General features: G+C 73.8%; 18 protein-coding genes. 8 read left to right on the top strand and 10 right to left on the bottom strand.

From position 1 onward, the window contains the following. Positions 1–12 precede the first annotated feature (12 nt). A complete protein-coding gene (locus ACIRJT_RS15345; RefSeq protein ID WP_403908907.1) occupies positions 13–579 on the bottom strand; it encodes a CGNR zinc finger domain-containing protein in 567 nt (188 codons plus the stop codon). A 150-nt stretch (positions 580–729) separates the two neighbouring features. Between ACIRJT_RS15345 and ACIRJT_RS15340 the strand changes: the two genes are divergently transcribed. Next, positions 730–1,902 carry an epoxide hydrolase family protein gene (locus ACIRJT_RS15340; protein ID WP_403908904.1) on the top strand — a complete coding sequence of 391 codons (1,173 nt, stop codon included), beginning with the start codon at positions 730–732 and terminating at the stop codon, positions 1,900–1,902. Between the two features lie 102 nt (positions 1,903–2,004). Further along, positions 2,005–2,913, top strand: a complete 909-nt coding sequence (locus tag ACIRJT_RS15335; RefSeq protein ID WP_403908901.1) for a hypothetical protein — start codon at positions 2,005–2,007, stop codon at positions 2,911–2,913. Positions 2,914–3,010: 97 nt separating this feature from the next. Here ACIRJT_RS15335 and ACIRJT_RS15330 read toward each other — a convergent pair whose 3' ends face one another. Both ACIRJT_RS15330 and ACIRJT_RS15325 read right to left on the bottom strand, forming a co-directional pair. Further along, positions 3,011–3,658: a peptidoglycan recognition family protein gene (locus tag ACIRJT_RS15330; protein ID WP_403908898.1), complete on the bottom strand. Its 648-nt coding sequence runs from the start codon at positions 3,656–3,658 to the stop codon at positions 3,011–3,013. Between the two features lie 66 nt (positions 3,659–3,724). Continuing rightward, positions 3,725–4,609 carry a lysozyme gene (locus ACIRJT_RS15325; RefSeq protein WP_403908895.1) on the bottom strand — a complete coding sequence of 295 codons (885 nt, stop codon included), beginning with the start codon at positions 4,607–4,609 and terminating at the stop codon, positions 3,725–3,727. Between the two features lie 300 nt (positions 4,610–4,909). On the opposite strand from ACIRJT_RS15325, the gene ACIRJT_RS15320 reads away from it, so the two are divergent. Beyond that, positions 4,910–5,617: a bleomycin resistance protein gene (locus ACIRJT_RS15320; RefSeq protein ID WP_403908892.1), complete on the top strand. Its 708-nt coding sequence runs from the start codon at positions 4,910–4,912 to the stop codon at positions 5,615–5,617. A 27-nt stretch (positions 5,618–5,644) separates the two neighbouring features. Here ACIRJT_RS15320 and ACIRJT_RS15315 read toward each other — a convergent pair whose 3' ends face one another. From ACIRJT_RS15315 to ACIRJT_RS15300, 4 genes are all read right to left on the bottom strand, one after another. Then, complete coding sequence (locus ACIRJT_RS15315; protein ID WP_403908889.1) at positions 5,645–5,911, bottom strand: hypothetical protein; 267 nt, start codon at positions 5,909–5,911, stop codon at positions 5,645–5,647. 287 nt (positions 5,912–6,198) lie between these two features. Continuing rightward, positions 6,199–7,035 carry a sugar phosphate isomerase/epimerase family protein gene (locus tag ACIRJT_RS15310; RefSeq protein ID WP_403908886.1) on the bottom strand — a complete coding sequence of 279 codons (837 nt, stop codon included), beginning with the start codon at positions 7,033–7,035 and terminating at the stop codon, positions 6,199–6,201. Continuing rightward, positions 7,032–8,180: a dihydrodipicolinate synthase family protein gene (locus ACIRJT_RS15305; protein ID WP_403908883.1), complete on the bottom strand. Its 1,149-nt coding sequence runs from the start codon at positions 8,178–8,180 to the stop codon at positions 7,032–7,034. The genes ACIRJT_RS15310 and ACIRJT_RS15305 overlap by 4 nt, the downstream gene beginning before the upstream one ends. A gap of 37 nt (positions 8,181–8,217) precedes the next feature. Next, a complete protein-coding gene (locus ACIRJT_RS15300; protein ID WP_403908881.1) occupies positions 8,218–9,369 on the bottom strand; it encodes a Gfo/Idh/MocA family protein in 1,152 nt (383 codons plus the stop codon). A gap of 109 nt (positions 9,370–9,478) precedes the next feature. On the opposite strand from ACIRJT_RS15300, the gene ACIRJT_RS15295 reads away from it, so the two are divergent. After that, positions 9,479–10,579, top strand: a complete 1,101-nt coding sequence (locus tag ACIRJT_RS15295; protein WP_403908878.1) for a LacI family DNA-binding transcriptional regulator — start codon at positions 9,479–9,481, stop codon at positions 10,577–10,579. Positions 10,580–10,767: 188 nt separating this feature from the next. Here the strand turns inward: ACIRJT_RS15295 and ACIRJT_RS15290 are convergent, their stop codons facing one another. Then, entirely contained in the window at positions 10,768–11,115 is a 348-nt protein-coding gene (locus ACIRJT_RS15290) for a hypothetical protein (RefSeq protein ID WP_403908875.1), read from the bottom strand. Beyond that, a complete protein-coding gene (locus ACIRJT_RS15285) occupies positions 11,112–11,618 on the bottom strand; it encodes a DUF6232 family protein (RefSeq protein ID WP_403908872.1) in 507 nt (168 codons plus the stop codon). Before ACIRJT_RS15285 ends, ACIRJT_RS15290 begins: the two co-directional genes overlap by 4 nt. 412 nt (positions 11,619–12,030) lie before the next feature. Between ACIRJT_RS15285 and ACIRJT_RS15280 the strand changes: the two genes are divergently transcribed. From ACIRJT_RS15280 to ACIRJT_RS15265, 4 genes are all read left to right on the top strand, one after another. Next, positions 12,031–15,294 (top strand): type 2 lanthipeptide synthetase LanM family protein, encoded by a 3,264-nt coding sequence (locus tag ACIRJT_RS15280; RefSeq protein ID WP_403908869.1) that lies wholly within the window; start codon positions 12,031–12,033, stop codon positions 15,292–15,294. Positions 15,295–15,390: 96 nt separating this feature from the next. Beyond that, complete coding sequence (locus ACIRJT_RS15275; protein ID WP_403908866.1) at positions 15,391–15,588, top strand: hypothetical protein; 198 nt, start codon at positions 15,391–15,393, stop codon at positions 15,586–15,588. Positions 15,589–15,667: 79 nt separating this feature from the next. Continuing rightward, the gene (locus tag ACIRJT_RS15270; RefSeq protein WP_403908863.1) at positions 15,668–18,598 is read left to right on the top strand and encodes an AAA family ATPase; all 2,931 of its coding nucleotides are present in this window, start codon (positions 15,668–15,670) and stop codon (positions 18,596–18,598) included. A gap of 234 nt (positions 18,599–18,832) precedes the next feature. Next, complete coding sequence (locus ACIRJT_RS15265; protein WP_403908860.1) at positions 18,833–20,863, top strand: BTAD domain-containing putative transcriptional regulator; 2,031 nt, start codon at positions 18,833–18,835, stop codon at positions 20,861–20,863. Here ACIRJT_RS15265 and lanKC read toward each other — a convergent pair. Continuing rightward, complete coding sequence (gene lanKC / locus ACIRJT_RS15260) at positions 20,850–23,471, bottom strand: class III lanthionine synthetase LanKC (protein WP_403908857.1); 2,622 nt, start codon at positions 23,469–23,471, stop codon at positions 20,850–20,852. The two genes, ACIRJT_RS15265 and lanKC, sit on opposite strands and share 14 nt — an antisense overlap. Positions 23,472–23,473 lie beyond the last annotated feature (2 nt).

Genomic DNA, 23,473 nt, shown 5'->3' with positions numbered 1-23,473 from the left:
GGGCCGGGTTCCTCAGCTCGGGGTCGTACGCCGACCTGCGTTGAAGCGCGCCTTCTTCTGGCGGTTGCCGCACGTGTTCATGTCGCACCACTTGCGCGTACGACTCTGGCTGGTGTCGAAGAAGGCGGCCCGGCAGGTCGGGGACGCGCAGAGGGCCAACTTTCCGTCCCGTTCGCCCGAGACGATGTCGACCGCGTCGGCGGCGATCACGCTGAGGGCGTCCTCCACGGAGGAGGAGTCGAGCTGCCAGCGCCGCTCTCCCCCGGGCGTCAGGACCGCCGCGGCGCGCCCCCGGATGCTGTGGTCGCCGATGACCTGCACCGCGGCGGCGGGAAGAGGCTCGTGCAGCGCGGCGGCTGTCGCGGCGGCGTGGACCGACTCCCTCAGCTCCCGGGCGCGGTCGAGCTGGGCAGGGGTGCAGGAGTCCACGACGAGGCCGTACACCGCCAGCCAGTCGATGAGCCGTTGCGGAACGGGGATGCGCTCCACGGCCTCGCCGAATCGCTCCGACAAGGTCCCGGTGAAGCTCGTCGCCAGCACGTTGCCGAGGCGGAAGTCAGGAAAGGCGGCGGCACGCATGGAACCACCTTAGCCGGTTGCGTCCCGCGCCGGGGAGCTGCTAGAACCGTCTTAGCCGGTTCACGACGAGTCGGCGTCGGTTCGGTGGCGGGTCCGCACGGGCTCGCGGTGGACCGACGCCGGTCCCCCCGCCTTAGCCAGGAGGCCCCCATGCCGCGCCCGACCAGCGACGTCCACGCCCACGAGACGCACGCGACCGACGCCGACCTCGACGATCTGCGGGCGCGGCTGGCCGCGGCGCGACTGCCGGAGGCCGAGACCGTCCAGGGCGCCCCGCCCGGCCCCCGCCGATGGGACCAGGGCGTTCCGCTCGCCGATCTCATCGAGGTCGTGGAGCACTGGCGCACCGGTTACGACTGGCGGTCGTTCGAAGAGCGCCTCAACCGCGTGGGCCAGTTCCGTACGGTCATCGACGGCCTGGGCATCCACTTCCTGCACCGCCGGTCCGCGCGCCCGGACGCCACCCCGCTGATCCTGACGCACGGCTGGCCGGGCAGCGTCGCCGAATTCCTGCACGTCATGGATGAGTTGGCGGATCCGGAGGACGCGGGAGCGCCGGCGTTCCACGTCGTGGCCCCGTCGCTGCCGGGCTTCGGATTCAGCGACCGGCCGGCCACCACCGGGTGGGGCACCGAGAAGATCGCGGCCGCGTGGGTGGAGCTGATGGGAAGGCTCAGCTACAGCACGTTCCTGGCCCACGGCGGCGACTGGGGCGGCAACATCACCACGGTTCTCGGCGGCAGGTTCCCCGATCACGTGCTCGGCGTCCACTCCACGTTCGCGGAGGCCCCGCCCGGTCTGACCACGGACGGCCTGACGGAGACCGAACGAAGGTGGACCGAGGAGACCCACCACTTCTGGCGCCACCGCGCGGCCTACGCCAAGCAGCAGGCGACCCGGCCGCAGACCGTGGGCTACGCGCTCGTCGACTCACCGGTCGGGCTGCTCGCCTGGATCCTCGACAAGTTCGCCGAGTGGTCGGACACCGAGGACAGCCCGTTCGAGACGATCTCCCGGGACCGCATCCTCGACAACGTCACCCTGTACTGGCTGACGCGGACGGGTGCGTCGGCGGCCCGCATCTACTACGAGAGCCACAACTCGTTGGACCCCGAACTCCGGGTCGACGTCCCGGCGGCGATCACCATGTACCCCCGCGACATCGACAAGACGCCGCGCCCGTGGGCCCAGGAGCGGTACCGGAACATCGTGCGGTGGCGGTCGCCCGAGGCCGGAGGGCACTTCCCGTCGCTGGAGATGCCCGAACTCTTCGTCGCCGATCTGCGGGAGGGGCTCGCGGCGGTGCTGGCCGCCCGGCGGTGAGCGGGGTCGCCGCTCACCGAGAGTCTCCGAAGGGGCGCGTTCCCCGCCCGAAGAAGAAGCCGCCGCCCTGGCACACTGGCCCCGGAGAGCGAGGGGGGCCACATGGACGAGCGGGAGATCGACGCACGGGTCGAGGAGCTGAGCCGAGGTCTGCGGCGGATGGCCGCGGGGCTGCTCGAAGCGGCGGCCGATCATCCGGACGGCGTACGGGCGCGAGAACTGTCTGCGGCGGCGCGGGTGTTGACCAACGACGTCCTGCCCCGAGTGGATGGGGAAGCCGGCACCGCCCGGCCGGGCGAGCCCGAAGTCCAGGACGCCCCTCCTCGGACGAAGAGCACGACGGTGAACGCGCCGGTTCGGCCGGGATCGGCCCGTGAGGAGCTGGTGGAGATGTATCTGCCGGACTACGAGCGCCACCTTCGCGAGGACGACGACCCGTTGATGATGGACCCCGATCTCTCCTACGCGCGGTGGAAGCACCTGCATCGGGCCAAGCAAGGGCGCGGCAGGCCGTTCGGGGACGCTCCGCTGTGGAACGACACCGTGCCCAGCCGGGGAAAGGCGGTGGTGCGCGGTGTGACCTCCAAGGCGGAGATTCTGCGCCGCCTGCACCACGGCTACGTGACCCTGCGGGACCTGAAGAGCCCGGACGGCGAACTGGCGGTTGAGATATACCAGGGGTGTCAGGCCATCGAGCACTCCCGCGCGATCAGGGACGGCGACTTCGTCAACACGTCGGATCTGCGTCTGAAGCTGCAGGACCTGCGGTGGCGGGCCCTGGTGATCGGCGCCGGCCGGGGTGAGCACGCCCGTTCCGAGCTCCTCGCCCGACTACGGCAGTTGGACGTGCTGGCATCACCGCTCCTGGAACTGGACACGGCGTTCCGGCAGCGCGACAGCGACCCCTCCCTGGGCTCCAGGATCGCTGGGGCGGCGCACGGAGTGAAGGCGGTGCTCCACCACTGGTCGCCGAATCCCGCAGAGTCCTTCACGGAACCGGAACAGCTCTGACGTCGGTCGGTCCGAGCCGGCGCCGGCCCTCTACCGCACAAGAGCCGGAGCCCCCGACCGACCGGAGTACGCGGGCCCCGACCGGGTGCTCAGCCACTCAGCCCATGCTCGCCGCGACCTCGCTGCGGAGCTGCGGCAGCTTGTCGTGGAGGACGCCCGGGCAGAGCGTGTCGCCGAAGTCCTTGTGCCCGTAGATGCGGCTCGGCGCGATGCCGTACTGGCCGCAGGTGTACGCGCAGATCGCCACCAGGACCTCCCACTGCGCCCGGGGCGGCTGTGCGCCGTCGTGGTACGCGCCTTCGTTGGCGATCCCGATGCCCGCTCCGTTCTGGCCTGAGGTGTGCGCGCCCAGGACGAAGTCCCTGCCGCCCCGCAGCGTGCTGAGGCTCTGGTGGCGGCCCTCGGTGATCCAGCCGCCCCGACTGACGAGGAAGTGGTAGCCGGTGTCGGTCCAGCCGTTCTTGTCCATGTGCAGGTCCTGGACCCAGTGGGCGTGGCTGTGGGCCTGGGCGCGGGAGACGTCGGAGGTGTTGGCGCTGACCGTGTGGTGCACGACGATCATGGTCGGCCGCTTTCCCACCAGCTCGATCGGGCCCTGCGGCGGACGGGCCTTCCACCGGGAGGTGCCGTCGATGTCCGGTTCGACGGGGTCGAGGGCGTGGGCCGTGCTCGGTAACGCGGCGGCGGCGAGGCCACCGGCACCGGCGAGCAGGACGTGGCGGCGGGACGGCTGCGGAAGGTTCACGGCGGACTCCTGATCTGTGGTCGTTCCGGCGGCCGGGCCGACCCGGCCGCCGTGGGGCGGGGGAGACTACGCCGTGTTGTCGGCGAGGGCCTGGAGCCGGGTCATGGAGCCGTTGAACTTGTTGCGGTCCACGTCGCCGGAGACCCCGGCGACCCGGCCGGTGGCCGTGTACTGCCAGATCGTCCAGGTGGGGAAGCCGCTGGGGATGCTCGGGCTGCTGGTCCCCCAATGGGCGACCCAGAGCGGCGACTTCGCGGCCATTCCGGTCCAGCCGCCGGTGCAGGTGTTCCACCAGCCGGCCGTCGTGTAGATGACGACGTCACGGGTGGTGCGCGCCTTGTACGTGGTGTAGAAGTCGTTGATCCACGTGCGCATCTGGGTCGTGGAGAGGCCGTAGCACATGGCGCCGTACGGATTGTGCTCGATGTCCAGCACCCCGGGGAGGGTCTTGCCGTCCCTGGACCATCCTCCGCCGTTGCCCGCGAAGTAGCCTGCTTGCGTCGCCCCGTTGGAGACGTCGGGGCGGGCGAAGTGGTAGGCGCCCCGGATCAGGCCGGCGTTGTAGGAGGCGGTGTAGTTCGCGCTGAAGCGGCTGTCCTTGAAGGACGTGCCCTCGGTTGCCTTCATGTAGGCGAAGTCGATGCCCGCGGCCTTGACCGAGCCCCAGTTGATCGCGCCCTGCCAGTGGGAGACGTCGATGCCCTGGACGCCACTGGTGTCCATCGGCGTCATGCCGCCCGCCGTCGAGGAGGCCTGGCCCTGCTCGATGCGGGTCCCCGCCCCCATCCACGCCTGCCCGGACCGGACCGGCTCGTCGGGTGCGGGCGGCGCGGCGGCGGCCGTGCTCGTGGCGGTCAGGATCAGCGTCGCGGCGCCGGTGAGGGCGCCGGCTGCGAGCAGGGCCCTCCGGGATCTCTTGAGCCGGCGGGACGGAGAACGGTACGCGGGCATGGCCAACCTCCGGGCACGTTGACGGGAAGAGATCCATGGCATCCGACCGCCATCCGATAACCGGACGCCATGGACATGTCATGAGTAACGCACGGGCGGAGAAAGGCGTAAAGAGGCCATTCGGTCTAGACCTGTGCCGTCAGGCCCCACCTGCGAGAACGCGCCGAAGCGCCGAGAATTTTCACCCCTGAAGGCCCCGGCGCCCGGTTCCGCGCCACGCAGGCGCCCGAACGCGCGGGCGCGACGGTCGGCCACCGACCGCACCTTTCCCGGCTACTCAAATTTGACTACGCTGTTCGCATGACCGAGACGACCATCCCCATGCTGCCCTGCCGCACCTCGCTGATCGAGACCACCGTCGGCTTCTACACCGCCCTGGGCTTCGAGACCACGTACCTCCAGAAGAGCCCGTACGCGTACGCCGTCGTCGAGCGCGGATCGGTCGAGCTCCAGCTGTACGGCATGAAGGAGTACGACCCGGCGTCCTCCCACTCCGGGTGCTACGTCCTCACCGATGACGCGGACGGCCTGCACGCGGCGTTCCGGGCGGGCCTCAAGGCGGCCTACGGGCGCGTCCCGGCCCGGGGGTTGCCGCGCATCGGCCCGCTGAAGGACATGTCGTACGGGGTGCGGCAGTTCCTGGTGACCGACCCGACCGGGAACACGATCCGGATCGGTCAGCAGATCAGCGAGGACCAGAACCACCGTCCCGCACCGAAGGAGACCTTCGCCCGCGCCCTGCACCTGGCGGACCTCTTCGCGGACTCCAAGCAGGATCTGCCGGGCGCGGCGAAGATCATCGACCGGGCACTGGGGCTGACGGACGAGCACCCGACTGCGGTGCAGAAGCTGCGCCTTCTCGTCCTGCGCGGGGACATCGCGCAGCGGACGGGGGACGCGGAGCGGGCGGCTGCGCTGCTCGAAGAGGCTGCGGGGATCCGGCTCGGGGCCGAGGAGCGGGAAGCCGCCGCCGACACCCTGTCCAGGCTCGCCGAACTGCGGAGCTGATGGACGGCGGCCGCCCGAGTGGGACCGTCAGGCGGACGGCGTCAGCTTCTGCGCCGTACTGCAGTGGCTGGTCCGCGCGTGCCTCCACAACTGTGTGACCGTCAGGGCGAACAGGGCCGAGAACGCGACCAGGAGCACCGCCACGATCACCGCCTGCCGTCCGCCTGAGCCCTGCTCCGCCTGCAGAACCAGCCCCAGCAGGGAGAGCACCGCCCCTCCGAGATACACGGAACGGATGCGCCGAAGCTGCCGCACAGCGCGAGGGGCGAGGGCTACACGCTTCATGAGGGCCATGCCCGTCGATTACCCCGAGGCGGCCCGCTCAGTCGCGCTCACGCCGATGGGCCTTCGCCCGCCGGCCCGTCGGTCGACGGGGTCAGCGCCGGCACGGCAGAGCGGCCCCGGACAGCGGAATGGGGCCCGGCCTCGCGGCCGGACCCCCCTCGCTTTCCCCTCCCGTCGGGCCTTCCCGTTCCCCCCGGACCCCTCCCCGGAAGTCCCGACGCCATGTGTGACACGGGAGGGTACGCAAAGGTTGCATCCCTTGACGATCTCTTTACCCGAGGCCCTGCGCGGGGCTCTCAGCAGGCGTGTCGCACATAGCGCTCCGCCACTTCCGCCAGGGCCTGAGCCCCGTCGCGGGCCCACAGCGCCTCGTTGAAGATCTCCACCTCGATCGGGCCGTCGAAGCCGGCGGCCTCCACCTGGCGGCGGAACGCGCGGAAGTCCACGCTGCCGTCGCCCAGTTGGCCCCGGCCCAGCAGGACGCCCGCCGGGAGCGGGGTGATCCAGTCGGCCAACTGGAAGGAGTGGATGCGGCCGCCCGCACCCGCGCGGGCGATCTCGGCCGGGGCCCGGTCGTCCCACCAGAGGTGGTACGTGTCGACGACCACCCCGACCTGCTCGGCCGGGAAGCGTTCCGCGAGGTCCAGGGCCTGCCCGAGCGTGGAGACGACGCAGCGGTCGGAGGCGTACATCGGGTGCAGCGGCTCGATCGCCAGGCGTACGCCGCGCGTCGCCGCGTACGGGGCCAGCTCCGCCAGCGCGTCGGCGACCCGCTCCCGGGCCCCGTGCAGATCGCGGCTGCCGGGCGGGAGGCCGCCGGAGACCAGGACCAGGGTGTCGGTGGACAGGCCCGCCGCCTCGTCGATCGCCGCCCGGTTGTCGTCCAGGGCGCGGGCGCGTGCCGCCGGGTCGAGTGCGGTGAAGAAGCCGCCCCGGCAGAGGCTGGTGACGGTGAGCCCGGCATCCGCCAGGAGCCTGGCCGTGCGCTCGACGCCGTACGCCTGCACCGGGGCCCGCCACAGGCCCACCATGCCGATGCCCGCCTTGACGCAGCCCTCGGCCAGCTCGGGCAGCGACCACTGCTTGATGGTCTCCTGGTTGAGCGAGAGACGGGAGAGGTGGTCGTCGCTCATCGTGCGCCTCCATTGACCACGAGCAGGGAGCGCATCCGCTGTTCGGCCAGGTCCGGGTCCGGGAACAGGCCCAGCCCGTCGGCCAGTTCGTACGCCTTCGCCAGATGCGGGAGCGAGCGCGCCGACTGGAGTCCGCCGACCATCGTGAAGTGGTCCTGGTGGCCGGAGAGCCAGGCCAGGAACACCACGCCCGTCTTGTAGAAGCGGGTGGGCGGCCGGAAGAGGTGGCGGGAGAGCTCGACCGTGGGGTCCAGGAGGGCCCGGAAGCCGTCCACGTCTCCCGTGTCCAGCACACGCACCGCGTGCGCCGCCAGCGGTCCCAGCGGGTCGAAGATGCCCAACAGCGCGTGACTGAAGCCACGTTCGTCGCCCGCGATGAGTTCCGGATAGTTGAAGTCGTCGCCCGTGTAGCAGCGCACCCCGCCCGGGAGGCGGCGGCGTACGTCGATCTCGCGGGCCGCGTCCAGGAGGGAGATCTTGATGCCGTCGACCTTGTCGGGGTGTTCGGCGATGACCTTGAGGAAAGTGCCCGTGGCCTCGTCGAGGTCGGCGCTGCCCCAGTAGCCCGCGAGGGCCGGGTCGAACATCGGGCCCAGCCAGTGCAGGATCACCGGCTCCGAGGCCTGGCGCAGGAGGTGGGCGTAGGTGGCGAGGTAGTCCTCCGGGCCCCGTGCGGCGCGGACCAGCGCGCGGGAGGCCATGAGGATCGGCTGGACGCCGTTCTCCTCGGCCAGGGCCAGTTGTTCCTCGTACGCCGCCGTGACCTCGGCCAGGGTGGGTGCGGGGCCGTCGGGCAGTTGGTCGGTGCCGACGCCGCAGGCGATCCGGCCGCCCACCGCCTTCGCCTCGGCGGCCGAGCGGCGGATCAGTTCGGCGGCGCCCGCCCAGTCCAGGCCCATGCCGCGCTGCGCGGTGTCCATGGCCTCCGCGACGCCCAGGCCGTGCGCCCACAGGTGGCGGCGGAAGGCGAGGGTCGACTCCCAGTCGACGGCGGCCGGGTCGTCCGGGCTGATGTCCGCGTACGGGGAGGCGACCACGTGCGCCGCCGAGAAGACCGTACGGGAGGTGGGGGCCGCCGCTCCCGGCGCGAGGTCGAGCGGTGTGGCGCGGGGTGTGTAGGGGCCCTGCGGGAGGTGGATCGTCATGTCAGCGGCCTCCGGCGGCGCGATCCGGCCGCGCGGGTCACAGGGTCAGCTCCGGGATGTCGAAGCGGCGGCCCTCGGCGGACGACTTCAGCCCCAGCTCGGCCAGTTGGACGCCCCTGGCGCCGGCCAGCAGGTCCCAGGTGTACGGCTCGCCCAGGGTGACGTGGCGCAGGAACAGCTCCCACTGCGCCTTGAAGCCGTTGTCGAACTCCTGGTTGTCCGGGATCTCCTGCCACTGGTCGCGGAACGACTCGGTGACCGGGAGGTCCGGGTTCCAGACCGGCTTGGGGGTCGACGAGCGGTGCTGGACACGGCAGTTGCGCAGGCCCGCGACGGCGGAGCCGTGGGTGCCGTCGACCTGGAACTCGACCAGCTCGTCGCGGTTGACCCGCACCGTCCAGGAGGAGTTGATCTGCGCGACGGCCCCGCCCGCCAGTTGGAAGATGCCGTACGCGGCATCGTCGGCGGTCGCCTCGTACGGCTTGCCCCCCTCGTCCCAGCGCTGCGGAACGTGCGTCTGCACATGGGCCGTTACGGAGGTGACCTGGCCGAACAGCTCGTGGAGCACGTACTCCCAGTGCGGGAACATGTCGACGACGATGCCGCCGCCGTCCTCCGCGCGGTAGTTCCACGACGGGCGCTGGGCCTCCTGCCAGTCACCCTCGAAGACCCAGTATCCGAACTCCCCGCGCACGGACAGGATCTCGCCGAAGAAGCCGCCGTCGATCAGGCGCTTCAGCTTCAGCAGGCCCGGCAGGAAGATCTTGTCCTGGACGACGCCGTGCTTGATGCCCGCGTCACGGGCGAGCCGGGCCAGGTCGAGGGCGCCCTCGACGTCCGTGGCGGTCGGCTTCTCGGTGTAGACGTGCTTGCCGGCCGCGATCGCCTTCTTGATCGCCTCCACCCGGGCCGAGGTGACCTGGGCGTCGAAGTAGATGTCGATCGTGTCGTCCGCGAGGACCGCGTCCAGGTCGGTCGACCACTCGGTCAGGCCGTGGCGCTCGGCGAGCTCCTCCAGGGCGTGGGCGCGGCGGCCGACGAGCACGGGCTCGGGCCACAACACCTCGCCGTCGCCGAGATCCAGGCCTCCCTGCTCGCGGATCGCGAGGATCGAGCGCACCAGGTGCTGCCGGTATCCCATGCGTCCTGTGACGCCGTTCATGGCGATGCGCACTGTCCTGCGTGTCACGAAGGTCCCTCCATACAGCCGTAGCAAGCGCTTTCTATCCGAGATGACGCTAGCCTGCCGACAGCGGCCGGACAAGAGGGGGCCGCACGTGATCTCACGGAGGACAGCGATGACAGTCACCCTGGCGGATGTGGCGGCCCGCGCCCGGGTGTCCCCGGCCACCGTCTCCCGTGTGCTGAACGGCAACTACCCGGTGGCGGCGTCGACCCGGGAGCGGGTCCTGCGTGCGGTGGACGACCTGGACTACGTGCTCAACGGGCCCGCGAGCTCGCTCGCCGCGGCCACCTCGGACCTGGTCGGCATCCTGGTCAACGACATCGCCGACCCGTTCTTCGGGATCATGGCGGGGGCGGCCCAGACGCAGATCGGCGGCCCCGGGGACGGTTCCGGACGGGCGGGCGGCGAGAAGCTGGCCGTCATCTGCAACACCGGCGGCTCCCCGGAGCGCGAACTCACCTATCTCACCCTCCTCCAGCGCCAGCGCGCCGCCGCCGTCGTCCTCACCGGCGGCGCGGTCGAGGATCCGGCGCACCAGGCCGCGATGTCCGCGAAGCTGGCGAAGCTCGCGGACGCGGGCACCCGGATCGTCTTCTGCGGGCGGCCCCCGCTGCCCGAGGGAGACGCGCTCGTCGCCGCGCTCGCGTTCGACAACCGGGGCGGCGGACGCCGGCTCGCCGAGCACCTGATCTCACTCGGCCACCGCAGGATCGGTTACGTCGCCGGGCCCCCGGAGCGCACCACCACCCGGCACCGGCTGGAGGGCCACCGCGAGGCGCTGCGCGCCGCCGGACTGGACGCCGCCCCGGGCGAGGCGGACGGGCACCCGGGCTCCGACGATCAGGAGCTGCTCACCGTGCACGGCCCCTACGACCGGCGATCCGGCTACGAAGCCACCCTCGAACTCCTGCGCAGGGCACCGGACGTGACCGCGATCGTGGCCGCCAACGACACCGTGGCGCTGGGCGCGTGCGCGGCCGTACGGGACCAGGGGATGCGGATCCCCCAGGACATCTCGGTCGCGGGCTTCGACGACCTGCCGTTCTCGGTGGACGCGGTGCCGGCCCTGACGACGGTGCGGCTACCGCTCTTCGAGGCGGGCGCGCGGGCCGGGCGGCTGGCGATGGGCAAGGAGAACCCGCCGCCCGGCGGCATCGCGACCATCGCGGCCGAGCTGATGATCAGAGGGTCCACGGCGGCGCCTCGGGGGTGAGCGGGCCGGGGCACCCTCGGGGGTGAGCGGGGCCGGGGCACCCTCGGGGGGTGAGCGGGGCCGGGAGCCCCTGGCATGAACAGGGCCGGGGGCGCCCAAGGCCCGGTCTCTCGGATTCTCGGGGCTCGGGGCTCGGGGCTCCGGGCTCCGGGCTCCGGGCTCCGGGCTCCGGGCTCCGCGGGAAGCCTCTAGCCCAGCAGGCCGAGCACCTGCCCCAGCGCGTCCGCGACCGGCTGGGCCACCGGGCCCACGCTGCTCGCGATCTGGCCGAGCCTGGCCAGGGTGAGGCCCCGCTCGGTCATGGCCTCGCGGTCCAGCGCGAGCACGGGCAGGGTCTCCTCGACCGTGCGGGCCTGTTCCGGGGTGAGGTGGGCGGTGAGGTCGCGGAGTCGGGCGGTCAACTCCTGTACGGCGGCTCGGAGTTCCGGGTCCTGAGTGGTGGCTCCGACGATGCCGTGGTTGATCCCGATCACCTGCTCCCCCCGCTGGTTGAAGACGGGGCCGTTGTAGGTGGTGTGGTGCGTCGGCTCGGTCACAGCTTGATCCCCGTGTTCGTCCCGCCGTTCTGGTTGAAGACGGGGCCGTTGTAGTTGTTCAACTCGTTCACGTACGCGGTGAATTCGGCCTCCGGGTGGTTGATCGCATGGACGATCTGTCCGGCGATGGTCCGCAGTTCCTCCACGGTCGGCAGCGTCACGACCGCCAGGGAGCCGCCGGCCGTCTCCACGGCCAGGATCGGCTTCGCCGGTTCGAGGAGTTCCTTGATGAAGTAGATGGCCAGACCGATCGTGAAGACGAGGAACATCGGATTCCCGCTCTCCTTGATCTCCGTGTCGCCGTCGCTCGCCGCGATCACCAGCACATAGGCGACACCCGTGAGCGCCAGCCACTTCAGGAAGCCGAGGAAGGTCGCGCCCCGTCGCGGCTTGAGCTTGGTGGCCTCCACCCGGGTGAGGTTGTCCAGTGGGAAGGCGGCCGAGCCGATCCAGAGCATCCGGCGGTTGACCGAGACCTCCAGGACGCCGCCAGGGCGCTGCATCGGCGGTATGGGCGGCCGTTCCTGCGGAGGTCCGGCCGGAGGGCCCGGCGGGGCGGGCGGTGAGGACTGCTGCGGTGGCGAGGCCGGCGGCGCCGGTGGTGGCCCGGACAGCCGTCCGGACGGTGGCGTAGGTCTCTCCGGCTGCCCGAAGCTCCCCGTGGTGTCCATGTGCTCCCCCGTGCACTCGTCACTCACCCCGCTCCGCGGGGGAGCCCCATTAAGCATCAGTCCGACCTCGGACGGCAGTCGAGAAATGGCCAATTCACCTGCTTGAGATGCCTGTTGCCGGTGTCTGCGGGCCGGAGGGCGAAAGATGGGGGCGACTCCCCCATGCGCCCGCACCCACTCCCCCACCACGATGGACCCGGGCGGCCCGACCGGGCCGGTCCCGGGACAGGGGAGGTGCGGAGCGATGGCGGAGAAGGATCTGATCGACAGAGGTACGAGTCGTCGTCTCGCCCCCGCTGCTGCCGTCGTGACCCGCGAAGCCGCGGCCGTCGCGGCCGTCGCCGCCGGCGACGGCTCGCCCTCACCCGCGCTTCTCGCGTCCTCCCCGCTCCCCTTCCCTTCCCCCTCCCCGTTCGGGGACGCGGCAGGAGAGCCGTGGTGGCTGCCCGGTGTCGTCGGCGGCAGCCCCTCCGGCGAACCCGACTGGGCGCTCTTCGCCCGGGAGGCCGTCGCCTCGGCGCCGCGCGACGTGGCGGTCGCCGACGGGGCCTACCCCGGGCTCAGCGGCTTCGGGCCGGTCGTCGCCCCGTTCGTCGAGGCGGCGGCCCGGCGGCTCCGGGACGCGCTCGCGAAGGGCGGGCCGGCGACGGAGGGCCTCCTGGGAAGAGGCCCGGTAGCAGGACGCCCGGCGGCAGGAGGCGCGGTAGCAGGACGCCCGGCGGCAGACAGCTCCTCGCCCGTCCTGGCTGACTTCCGGGAACAGTTGACGCGTCGGCTGTCCCGGATCGCGGCACGCACCCTCGTCACGGAACTGCACGAGGCCCGACGGCTGGGCCGGTTGAGCGGCGAGGGATCCGAGGAACGCTTCCGGGACTTCGTGCGGCGGACCGCCCGCCGCGACGGCCTCGCCCTGCTCGTCACCGGCTACCCCGTGCTGGCCCGCCTCCTCGCGACGGCCTGTCTGAACGCCGGGGACGCGTTCGCGGAGATGGTCGCGCGGCTCGCCGCCGACCGGCACCTGCTGGCCCCGTCGGGGGTGCTCGGCGACCGGGCCGGTTCCCCGGAGGGCGGGCTCGGCGGGAGCTCGGAGCCCGGGGCGCTCACGGGCGTCGAGGCCGGGGCGGGCGACAGTCATCGCGGGGGCCGGTCGGTGATGCTGCTGCGGTTCGCCGACGGCGCCCGGCTCGTGTACAAGCCGCGCCCGCTCGCCGCGCACCGGCACTTCAACGCCCTGGCCGAGTGGTTCGGTTCGCTGCCCGGCGCCCCGGAGCTGCGGGTGCTGCGCGTCCTGGACCGGGGGGAGTACGGCTGGGCCGAGTTCATCGAGGAGCGGCCCTGCGCCTCGGCGTCGGAGACCCGGCAGTTCTACGGGCGCCAGGGTGCGCTGCTGGCCCTGCTGCACACGCTGGACGGTACGGATCTGCACCACGAGAACCTGATCGCCTGCGGCCCGCACCCGGTGCTGGTCGATGTGGAGACCCTGTTCCACCCGCCGCTGGGGCCGGCCCGGTCCACCGATCCGGCCGCCCGGGCCCTGCACGACTCGGTCCACCGGGTGGGTCTGCTGCCCCAGTTGCTCGTCGGGGACACCACCGCGCTCGACATGTCCGCCATCGGCGGGGGCCGGGCCGCGTCGTCGCCGATCGAGACCGCCGACTGGGCGGATGCCGGAACCGACCGCATGCGGCTGGTGCGGCGGGCGGGCCGCTTCACCGAGTCCGCCAACCGGCCCCGGCTGGGCGGAGTGGCGGCCGACCCCTCCGCGTACACCGAGGCCCTGTGCGGCGGCTTCCGCGCCGGATACACCGCGATCAGCGAGCATCGCAGCGAACTTCTCGGCGCGGATGGGCTGTTGCGGCTCTTCGCGCGGGACGAGGTGCGCGTCGTACCCCGGCCGACCTGGACGTACACGACGCTGCTGGACGAGTCGACCCACCCCGACCTGATGCGGGACGCCACCGAACGGCACCAGGTCCTCTCGCTGCTGCGCACCCCCCTCCTGGGTGTGCCCGCGCTGCCCGGAGTGGAGGACGAGGAGGTCGCGGAGCTGTGGTGCGGTGACGTACCGGTCTTCGGCACCCGGCCGGGCTCCACGGAGCTGTGGAGCGGCACCGGCCGTACGGTGCCGGGGCAGCCCGGCGGCGACCCCGTCGGCCCCACCGGGCTGGCTCGCGTCGAGGCGAAGGTGCGCGCGATGGACACCGTGGACCGCCAGGACCAGGAACGGATCATCCGGGCCGCCATGGTGAGCACCTCGCCCGAGCCGCCGCACCGGGCGGCACCGGGCGGCCGGTCGCGGAGCGGGGCGACCGCACCGGAGCCCGAGCAACTGCTCTCCGCCGCACGGTCGGTGGGCGACCAGCTCGTCTCCCTCGCCTACCGGCACGAGCGCCGCACCAACTGGATCGGGCTCGAACTGCTCGGCGAACGCTACTGGCGGCTCACGCCGATGGCGGCGGACCTCGCGGGCGGTTACACCGGGCCCGCGCTCTTCCTGGCTCAGCTGGCCGCGCTCACCGGCGCCTCCCGGTACGCGGAGGCGGCCCGCGAGGCGCTCACCCCGGTGCCGGGGCTGCTGGACGCGTTGCACGGGCGGGCCGACGAGCTCGGGTCCCTGGGCTCCGGCGCCTTCGCGGGCCTCGGCGGCATCGCGTACGCGCTGACCGAGGTGGGCACGCTGCTGGGCGACCGGGAGGTGCTGGACCAGGTCGGTCCGGCCGTCCGGCTGAGCTGCGCGGCGAGCGCGGCCGAGGACGGGTACGGGGTGCGCGGCGGAGCGGCGGGCGGGCTCGTCTCGCTGCTCGCGGTGCACCACGCCACCGGCCGCCCGGAGGCTTGGCGTGGCGCCGAGCGCTGCGCCGAGCGGATCGCCGCCGCCCCGCTCCCGGGCACCGGGGGCTTCGCCGACGGGGCGGCGGGGATCGGCTGGGCGCTGCTGCGCTTCGCCGGGGCCGGGGGCGACGCCCGCCACCGGAGCGCCGGGCTGGAGGCCCTGCGCCGGGCGACGGCCGGAGCCACCCGCGTGAGCGTCGCCACCGCCGCCGGATCGCCGAACGGTACGGCCCACGCAACGGCAGCCGGAGCGGCCGCCGGGTCCGCCTGGTGCGACGGGGTGGCCGGAATCGCGCTGGCGATCGCGGACAGCCCCGACGCGCTGGCGGACCCGGGGCTGTCCGGCTGGCTCGCGGCGCGCTCCGGCGAGCTGGCGGGCATCGGGCCGCTCGTCGACGACAGCCTGTGCCACGGGGAGTCGGGGCTGCTCGAACTCCTCGGCCACAGCGCGCTGCCCGCCGCACGGCCCGCGTGGATACGCCGCGCCGGGACGCTGCTGGCCTCGGCGGACCGGGCAGGCCCGCAGTGCGGGACGCCCGGCCGCGTACCGCACCCGGGGCTGCTCACCGGACTGTCGGGGATCGGGCACGGGCTGCTGCGGGCCGGGTTCCCCGAGCGGATCGGGTCCACCCTGCTCCTGCGCCCCTCCGGCCCCCTGACCGAACCACGGCTCTGACGACGACCACATCACCACCACAACGACCACGACCGGCAGCACCACCAACATCACCACCAACATCACCATCACCATCACCCAGAGGATGAGGCAGAGATGAAGCAGTTCGGTGAAGCGACCCTGCAGGCGTCCGTCGAGATCGCGCACGAGGGCACGTCCGAGCACCCGGCCGGGCAGATCTCCTTGGGATCCACCGGAGGCCTCGGTGCGCGCGGCAGACTTCTCAGCGCCTCGGAGGGTGAGAGCGGCTACAGCCACGACCTGCCGTGGACCACCATGACGGCCCCTTGGTGAACGGTTCCAGCCAACTCAACCGCAAATGAGCCGAATTGGCCCGCTGCCGTAGGGGTTGGGGCTCCAGTAACCTGCGGCCATGCGAGCCACTTCGCCGGTCATCGTCGGGCGGGACGAGGAGATCGGACTGCTGAGCAGCGCCCTGGACGCCGTACAACGGCGTTCGGGGCGCGCGCTGTTCCTCCTCGGGGAAGCCGGTATCGGCAAGTCCCGGCTGGTGGGCGAGTGCGCCTACCGGGCGTACGGGCTCGGTATGCCGGTGCTGCGCGGCCGGGCCACCTCGACCGGGCTCGTCGTCCCCTTCCGTCCGCTCGCGGAGGCGCTGGCCTCCCGGTTCCGGGCCGCGGGCACGCCGACCGATCCGGAGCTGGCGCCCTACCACCCGGCGCTGGCCCGGCTGGTCCCGGAGTGGCGCAGGGACGGGTCCCCCGGCTATCCGGAGACGGTCGTGGAGCTGGCCGAGGCTCTGCTGCGGCTGCTGTCCGTGCTGGGCCGGGAGGCGGGCTGCACGATCCTGCTGGAGGATCTGCACGACTGCGACACGGAGACCGTCGCGGTCGTCGAGTACATCATCGACAACCTGGCCGATCTGCCCATCCTGTTCCTGGGCACCCTGCGTCCGGAGCCGGGCGCCGCCCTGGACCTCGTACGCTCCGCCGAGCGTCGGCACACCGCGGGGGTGCGGGAGCTGGGCCCGCTCCGCGACGACCGGGTGCGGGCGCTGACGGGCGCGTGTCTGGAGGCGCGTCCGGAGGAGATACCCGAGTCGGTGCACCGGCGCCTGGCCGAACGCGCGGCGGGCAACCCCTACTTGCTGGAAGTGCTGCTGGCGGACCTGCTGGACACCGGCCGGCTCCGGCGCACGGACGACGGGTGGGAGTCGGCGGAGCAGCCGGGCGGTGCGGTGCCCTCGGACATCGTCCGCAGCTGGGCCCGTCGGCTGGAGCGGCTGGACGAGCCGGTGCGGGACCTCTTACTGGCGTCGGCCACCCTGGGCAGCCAGTTCTCGGTGACCGTGCTCCAGACCGTCACCGGTTTCGAGGACCGGGCGCTGTTCACGCATCTGCGGTCGGCGGTGGAGGCCGGTGTCATCGCCCCGGACGGAGCGGCCCCCGACCGCTACACCTTCCGGCACTCGCTGACCGCCGAGGCCCTGATCTCCTCGCTGGCGCCGGCCGAGCGCGCGTCGCTCGCCCGGCGTGCCGCCACGGCCATCGAGCGCTCCGGGCAGCCGCTGGACGAGGACGGCCGGCAGCTCGTGGCCTCGCTGCAACTGGCCGCCGGCAACCGGACGGGGGCGGCCCGCCAGTTCGCGGAGGCGGGAAGACGGATGCTCGCTTCGGGAGCGCACGGTTCCGCCGTGGTGCTGCTGGAGCGGGCGCACCCGCTGGCCGCCGAGACCGACCGGGCCGCCGTCGCCGAGTCGTTGGCGGTCGCCCGTGCCGAGGGCGGCGATCTGGACGGCGCACTGGCGCTGGCGGACGCGCTGCCGCCGGTTCCGGCGCGTTCCGAGGCCGCCGCCCGGCGCGGCCTGATCCACATCGAGCTGGCCTGGGCGGCGGTCATGGCGGAGCGCCCCGCCGACGCGGCGCTCCAGGTCGAGGCGGCCCGGGTCCTGCTGGGCCCGTCTCCGCCGCCGGGCCGCCGGGCCGCGCTCGTGGTGGTCGACGGGTATCTGGCACTGCTTCCCGGGCACCGGCAGCGCGGGCACGAGCCCCGGGATCCGGCGGATTCCGAGCGGGCCGTGCGGGAGGCCGCGGAGACCGCCGAGGCCGAGGGGCTGCCCGTGGTGGCCTGTCAGGCCTGGCAGTTGCTGGCGCTGCTGCGGCGCGAGGAGGGCTTCGACGCCGCGGACGCCGCACTGGAGCGGATGCTGTCGATCTCCACCGAACACGCCCTGCCGGTCTGGCGGGTGGAGGCGCTGGTGCGGCTCGGGGCGAACGCCTTCATGCGGACCGGGGACGCGGCCCGGCTGCTCTCCGCGCGGGCGGCGGCCACCGAACTGGGGGCGTTGCTGCTGACCCGGACGGTCGACGGGCTGCTCGCGATGAACGCGGTGATGTGCGCCCGGTGGGAGGAGGCGCAGGAGATCATCGACCGCTCGGCGGAGGCAAGTGCCCGGGTCGGTGACCGGTCCGCCCACCGCTATCTGCTGCTGGCCGGGGCGACGATGGCCGCGCACCGGGGGCGGCGGCGGGACATGGACCGGGCGCTGGCCGCGTTCCGGCGGGCCGGGGGCGAGCAGTCGCTGCTGGTGCCGCTCCGGTCGGGGCTCTGCCGGGCGTTCGGGGCGCTCCTGGAGGAGGACCGGGAGCGGGCGGCGGCGGGTCTGGACGAGGCGCTGGCCTGGGAGGCGGACCACCCGAGCTACTACTACCTGAGCGGGCGGTACGGGCTGCGCCCGCTGCTGCGGGTGCTGTCGGGCGAGGCGGGCCGGGCGGAGCTGGCGGAGGCGCGGGGTGCTCCCGGGGGCGCTCTCGCCTGGAACCGGCAGTTCCTGGAGCTGGCGGAGGCGGTGCTGCTGGGCCGGGAGGGCGACCCTGCCGGGGCCGCCCGGCTGATGGCGTCGTTCGATGTGCGGTCCGCACCCTTCCCGGTCGCCCGCCACCTGGGCCTGCGGCTGGTCGCGGACGCGGCCCGCGCGGACGGGTGGGGCGAGCCGGTGGCGTGGCTGCGGTCCGCCGAGGAGTTCTTCTACGGGGCCGGGGTGCAGCCGGTCGCCTCCGCGTGCCGGGCCGCGCTGCGGCAGGCCGGGGCGAGCGTGGGTCAGCACCGGGGTGGCTGGGACCGGATCCCGTCACCGCTGCGGGCCGGCGGGGTGACCCCGCGCGAGTACGAGGTGTTCGTGCTGCTGCCGGAACGGCCCGGGAACCAGCAGATCGCCCGGCGGCTGTCCATCTCGCCCCGCACGGTGGAGAAGCACATGGCCAGTCTGCTGAGCAAGACCGGGCGCGCGGACCGGGCCGCGCTGTGCGAGTTCGCCGCCGAGTGCGCCGTCGAACCGGCCTGAGGCGGGGGCCGCCCGAACCGGCCCGGGCGGGCCGCCCGAACCGCCCCGAGGCAGGGTCCGCTCCGGGGGCCATGGGGGCCGGGTCGGGCAACATGGGGGCGCCGGACGGTTTCGGTCGGGTGGCCGGGCGGAAAATGCGTGCGGGGCCCCGATGTGCGGGGGCCGGGGCGGCAGCAGGATCGGGGCGTACGTACGGCCCAGTCCGCCGCCCGTCCCCCTCCCGGAGGCCCGCTGATGACCCGACCTCCCGCCCGTACCGGTTCCGCAGGTGCGGTGTACGTCTCCCTGCTCGGCCCGCTCACGGCAAGGCTGGACGGCCGTGAGCTGCCGCTCGGCCCGCGCAAGCAGCGCCTGGTCCTCGCCACCCTGCTGGCCCGCCCCAACACTCCCGTACCGGTGGGCGTGCTGACCGACGCGGTGTGGCCGGACGATCCGCCCCGTACCGCCCGCAAGAACCTCCAGGTCTACGTCAGTGCCGCCCGTGCCCTCCTGGGTCCCGCCGGGGAGGAGGGCCGGGAGCGGGTGGTGCACGGCTGCGGGGGCTACCTGCTGCGCATCGCCGAGGGCGAGCTGGACACCCTGCGCTTCGGGGCGCTGGCCCGCGCGGGCCGGGCGGCGGCCGGGCGGGGTGACCTTCCCGGCGCGGCCCGGCTGCTGCGCGAGGCGCTGGACCTGTGGGAGGGGCCGCCGCTGAACGATCTGCGGGACTCCGCCGAGGTCACCGAGGAGGCCGACCGGCTGGAGGCCCGCTGTCTGACGGTGTTCGAGGACTGGGCGGAGACCGAGATCGAGCTGGGCCGGGCCGCCGTCGCGGTGGACGGGCTGCGCGATCTGGTGGAGCGCCATCCGCTGCGGGAGCGGCTCCGGGCCGCCTGGATGAACTCCCTGCACCAGTCGGGCCGGCAGGCCGAGGCGCTGGCGGTGTACGACGACTACCGGCAGCTGATGGCCCGGGAGTTGGGCCTGGAGCCGAGTCCGGCGATGGCGGCGCAGTACCGTGCGATGCTCGGCCGGGGCCGCGAGGCCCGGCGGCCCGCCGCCCGGGAGGCGGGGAGCGCGAGGGCGCTGCCCGCCTGTACGGGGGCCTTCACCGGTCGCCGCGACGAACTGCGGGACCTGCTCGGCGTGCTGGGCGGCGGCGAGGAGCGTGTGGTGGTCGTCTCGGGCCCCGCCGGGGCGGGCAAGTCGGCTCTCGCGGTCCGGGCGGCCCATCTGCTCGCCGACCGCTTCCCCGACGGCCGCGTCCGCGTCCGGGTGCGCCGTGAGGACGGTACGGCGCGGAGCCGGGCGGAGGTCCTGGCCGAGCTGGGACGGCTGTGCGGAGTGGTGGGCGGCGCCGCCCCCGCGGGGGCGGAGGGCGGGCCGGCGGACGTTCGCGTGGCGACAGCCGCCCTCGCGGACGCCTGGCAGGAGTGGCAGGCCCGGCGCCGGGCGCTGGTCGTCCTGGACGACGTGCCGGACGAGGCGTCCGTACGGGGGCTGCTGTCCCGTTCGGGGAAGTGTTCCGTACTGATCACCGCCCGGGGGCAGTTGGCGGGCCTCGCCCCGGTCCACCGGATCGCGTTGCCCGCGCTGGCGGACGGTGAGGCGCTGGAGTTGCTGGGGGAGCTGATCGGGGCGGGGCGGCTGCGGGCGGACCGGGAGGCGGCGTTGCGGATCGTGCGGGCCTGCGGGGGGCTGCCGCTGGCGGTGGAGGTGAGCGGGATGCGGCTGGCGGTGCTGCGGCATCTGCCGCTGGCGGAGTACGCGGCCCGGCTGGGCGACCCGTCGGCCGCGCTGGACGAACTGGTCGCCGGGGACGTGTCCGTACGGCATCGGATCGCGTCCGGCTGGCAGGACCTGGCGGACGGCGACCGGTCGGCGCTGGGGCGCCTGGCGGGGCTCGCCGAGGACGGGTGCTTCACCCTGGACCGGGCCACGGAGGCACTGGGCTGCGGGGAGCGGGCGGCGATCCGGGCCGTCGAGTCGCTGATCGACGCCGGTGCGGTGACCTCGCCCGCCGGGGAGGTCACCGCGCACGCCGCGCTGTACGAGGTGCCGCGCCTGCTCGGCCTGTACGCACGCGAGCGGGAGGCTTCGGACCTCCCAGAAGTGCCGGCCGAGCGGGAAACCCCCGCCCGGCACGGTGTTCGGACCGGGCGGGAGGCGCCTGACCGGCTGGGCGGAGGGGTCCGGCGGGAGGCTGTCGACCGGCTGGGCGTACCGGTCGAGGGGGAGGCTCCCGACCGGCCGGGCGTACCGGCTTCCGCGCTCATCCCAGGGTGAGCAGTTCCAGCAGGTCGTTCGGCCGGTCGCCGGCGGGGGTCCCGTGGGAGGGTCCGCCGGCTTCCGCGCCGGCCAGGAAGTGCAGGGACATCAGCAGCCCCGCCGCTCCGGTGGCCAGGTCGGCGGAGCAGCGCAGCAGGCCCGCCCCCGGGACGAGCAGCCGGTCCTCGTCGGCGACCAGGTGCCAGGACAGGTTGCGTACGGAGGCCAGGACCCCGGGGTCCGTACGACCGTCCGGCGACAGGGAGCCCGCCACGGCCATGAGGCCCGCCCGACCGGTGAACAGGCCCGGCTCGCGGACGAACTCGAAGGCGCAGCCCTTGGCCACCCCGGGCAGCAGGGCGGCGAGTTCGGGGGAGTCGCGGCGGGCCAGATAGGCCCGGGCCACCAGGGCGAAACCGCCGCTCCCCTGGTCCAGGTAGAGGAAGTGCCGCCGGCCGTCCTTCACCTGGACGGTGCCGTCCGGCATGGTCACGCAGTGGGCCGCCTCCGCCTCCAGGGCCCGGCCCGCGGCCGCCAGGAACTGCTCGTCGCCGGTCAGGGCGTGCAGTTCGAGGTGGAGCAGGGCCGCTCCGCTCAGCCCGCGCAGCAGCCCCGCCGACGCGGGTGCGCGCAGCCCCGGCACGGACTCGCCCCGCACCAGCCGGTCCAGGTCGTGGGCGGTGCGGGCGGCGGCGTCGACGAGGTCGTGGTCGACCTTGGCGTCGGCCGGCCCGTCCCCCGCGCGGGCCGGCCGGGCCAGGCGCAGCGCGGCGAGCGCGATGCCCGCGCGGCCGTTCATCAGGTCGGCCGAGGCGGACAGGGGCGCGGCGGCGGACCGTTCGTAGAGTTCCCGGCCCTCCTCCCGGCGGCCCAGCGCGGACAGCACCACCGCGGTGCCCGGCAGCCCGCCGTAGAGGCCGCCCGGCGCCGCGGGGTCCCGTCGCCGGGCCGTGTCGGCGAGCCAGTCGGTCCAGGCGCGCGGCACCGGGGCGCCGGTGCGGTGCAGGGCGTGGAGCACCCCGGCCGCCCCGTGCGCGACGTCGCTCCCGCCGGTCGAGAAGACGTCGGGGTCCCCGGGGAAGAGGCGGTCGGTGCGCTCGGGCGTCGCCCCCGCGTGGACGCCCCGCAGCAGCCTCTCCCGCAGCCCGGCCCAGTCCGGCTCGGGTCCGTCGAGCAGCGCGGCGGTCTCCCTCTCGCGGCCGTCGGTGCTCTCCGCGGCCCGCAGCGCCGCAGGCCTGCGCGGTCCCGCTCCGGCGTCGAGGCCGTACCTCCGGCGGGCCCACCGTTCCAGGGTCAGGGCCTTGGCCCGGTCGTGGCCGGCCATCTCCATGATGGGCATCAGCATGTAGAGCCAGGTCGCCCAGAGCGCGTAGGCGTCGGCCTCCGCGCCGATGGTCCCGGCGGGCGCCTGGAGCCCCGGGGCGCCCGCCACCGGGGTGTCCGGGTCGTCGAGGGCCGTGGCGTACTCGAAGTCGATCAGGGCCACGCGGCCGTCGGGACGGATGATGATGTTGGAGGGGTGGAGGTCGCCGAAGCGCAGACCGCGCCCGTGGACGGCGGCCAGCGCCTCGGTCAGCCGCCCGGTCACGGAGTCCACCCAGGCGATGTACGGGGCGAGTTCGGCGGCCGTGCCGGTGCTGTGGAGCAGGGCGAAGCGGCCGACGATCTCCTCCAGGAGGGTGGTCCCCTCGATGTGCTCCTCGATCAGGAAGTGGTGCTCCCACACGGTCCGTACGCCGTGCACCTCGGGAACGCAGTCCAGCCCGGCCAGCGCGGTCAGGGCCCGGTGCTCGCGGTGCAGCCGGGTCACCGCGTCGTCGCCCGCCTCGTCCAGGCCGCTGTGCGGCCGGGCCTCGCGGAGCACCACCTGCCGGCCGGTCTCCCGGTGCCGGGCCAGGTAGATGCCGCCCGCGTTGGAGAACTGGAGGGACTCGGAGACGTCGTAGGGGAAGGCGGCGTCCCCGGCGGCGGCGCGGGCCGCCAGGTGCGGGCGCAGCTCGTCGGGCACGGTGACCCACGGCGGCACCCGGAACACCACCCCGCGCTCGTCGGGCACCAGCTCGCCCGAGGGGTGGCGCAGGGCCAGCACCCGTTCGCCGTCCTCGTCGAGGCACCAGCGGGAGACGAACGCCCCGTAGCGTACGTACACCGGGGCGTCGCCGATCCGCAGGTCGCTGAGGATGTAGGGGCCGCGGCGGCCGGCGAGAGCGCGGGTCAACTCGTCCAGCACCCGCAGGAACACGGTCTCGTCCGGCGGGTAGAGGGTGATGAACTTCCCGGCGCCCGCACGGGACATGTACTTGCCGGACATCAGCAGGAGTGCCCGCTCGCTGCGGAGGAACTTGAACGGTACTCCGTGGGCCCGGCAGATCCGGGCGGTGTCGAGCAGGGTCTCCTCGGCCTCCTCCGGGACGGTGGAGACATGGATCTTCCAGCCCTGCCCGGCCGGTTCACGGTCCTCGGGGAGCAGGGAGGTCCACAGGCCGCCGGCGACCCGGCGCCAGCCGTCGGCCGGCGGTTCGGAGTCCAGCGGGTAGCGGGTGCCCGCGTCCTTCAGCCGGGCGGGGGTCTCGTAGTACGTGCGGTCGGCGAGGCAGTAGAGCTGGGTCTGGTGGAGACCGGGCACGG

The organism is Streptomyces sp. NPDC102283 (assembly GCF_044766265.1).
GTDB lineage: Bacteria > Actinomycetota > Actinomycetes > Streptomycetales > Streptomycetaceae > Streptomyces.
This window is presented reverse-complemented; position numbering and strand designations above follow the sequence as displayed.